This is a genomic window from Novosphingobium sp. CCH12-A3, from assembly GCF_001556015.1.
In the GTDB taxonomy this organism is placed as follows: Bacteria; Pseudomonadota; Alphaproteobacteria; order Sphingomonadales; family Sphingomonadaceae; genus Novosphingobium; species Novosphingobium subterraneum.
In genome coordinates this window covers 1-1954 of the sequence record NZ_LSIA01000051.1, presented here as the reverse complement: position 1 = coordinate 1954, position 1954 = coordinate 1, and the positions used below count along the sequence as shown (strand labels likewise).

Here is a 1954-nt window from a genome sequence, read left to right as displayed (position 1 = left end):
GACCTCATCGTGCAGCGCCAGTACCCCGATGCCCATACCGCTCTGATCACCGAAGCCGAACGCCGGATGGAGGCGCTCTGTGCCGCGTCCTGACACCTGGTCCGACCGGGCGCGGCCGGGCAAGCTGCAACACCATTCCGAGCGCGGGAACATGCCGCGCAACGCCGGCGATTTCACCCGCGGCTCGCAGCTCATCACTCACGAATTCATGATGTGGTTTGCCTCGGCGAAGATGCCCCTGCTGGTATGGTTCTTCACCTTCTGCATCGCGCTTTCGATCGTCCTCGCACTGCTGCTCGATGAGCAAGAGATCCAGATGATCCTGATGCGAATCTACGCCGCTGGATGGACTTTCATGGAGTTCTCTTCCCGCAAGATCCTCAACCTCACCCTCCCCTCCGGCGAAGTCGTCCGGGCGCCTGTCGGCATGGTTGCCTCGCACCCCGATGTGGTCATCGCCTGGAACAAGCTGATGCGGGCAATCTGGGGCTCGCTGTTCATCTCGCTCTTCGTCGCCGTGCCGATCGCGGTGTGGTTCGTCGACTTCTCCAAGCGGCGCGGAAAGTCGATCCTAGAGGAGCGGCACCAGCGCGGCGCCATGCTGGTCGATGCCGCCGAACTTGGCCAGGTCATCAACGCTCATAACCGCGACATGCTCGGCGCAGAGATCGCCGAGCGCCTGCCTGGCAAGAGCTTCGACGAGGTCATGAAAATGAGCCTCGCGACGCGCAAGGAAGCGGGCATCCATCACGTCTACTCGATCGCGGGAGTGCCCTTCCCCTGGCGGACCGAGCAGGCCCACACGATCATGATCGGCTCGACCGGTACGGGCAAGACGACCCAGATGCGGGCGCTCATCGCGCAGATGCGCGCACGGCGCGACCGGGCCGTCGTGTTCGACCTCACCGGGGCCTATGTCGAGGCGTTCTACAACCCGCAGACCGACATCATCCTCAACCCGATGGATGAGCGCTGCCCATCCTGGTCGGTGTTCGCTGAGGCGACGAACCACGCCGATTTCACCGGCATCGCCGCTGCTCTACTGCCTGCCGATGGCGGAGGCGCCGAGCCATTCTGGATGCTGGCTGCGCGAACGCTGTTTGTCGAGACTTGCATCAAGCTGATCAAGCTAGGCGAGGCGACCAACCAGTCGCTCGCGAGCCGCCTGATGATGGCCGACCTCAAGGAGGTTCACAAACTTCTCGAGCACACCGTCGCCGACCCGCTGACCGCGCCCGAAGCCGCCAAGATGGCAGAATCCATTCGCGCCGTCTTCAACACCAACGCACAGGCACTGCGCTTCCTTCCCGAAGGCAAGGAGCGCTTCTCGATCTCCGACTGGATCCGCGCCGGGAACAAGCCTGGCTCGATCCTGTTCATCACCTCCTCGCACAACGAACTGGTGCTCAACCGGGCGCTGCTCTCGCTGTGGATGAACCTTGCGGTCCACACCCTGATGCGCCTGCCGCGCACCCGCGATCTTCGCACCTGGTTCTTCTTCGACGAGGTCCATGCGTTGCACCGCCTGCCGGCGATCGAGGACGGGCTGCAGACCGCGCGCGGCTTCGGTGGTGCCTTCGTGCTCGGCATCCATTCTTTCGCGAAGCTGGCCGAGACCTACGGCAAGGAAGGCGCGCAGAACCTCGCTTCGCTCGCGCGGACCAAGCTCGTTCTCGCCGCAGCCGACCGCGACACCGCCGAGCACTGCTCGGACTATATCGGGCACCGCGAGGTGCGGTTGATGGATGAGGCCTACAGCTACGGCTATTCCAACATCCGCGACGCCGCGACGATCACCCCGCGCTCCGAAGTGCAGCCTTTGGTGCTCCCCGACGACATCATGAAGCTGCCCTCGCTGCGCGGCTTCCTGGTGTTCCCGGAAGGCTTCGATGCCGCCCGGATCAAGCTCACCTACAAGGACTATCCCAAGGTTGCCGAAGGCTATGTCCTGCGC

At 63.8% G+C, this 1954-nt stretch carries 1 protein-coding gene; it reads left to right on the top strand.

Annotation, left to right across the window (positions count from 1 at the left end):
- Nucleotides 1-79: 79 nt before the first annotated feature.
- Nucleotides 80-1954, top strand: a 1875-nt coding sequence (locus tag AX703_RS03750) for a type IV secretion system DNA-binding domain-containing protein (protein WP_062342734.1), incomplete at its 3' end; no start/stop codon positions are given.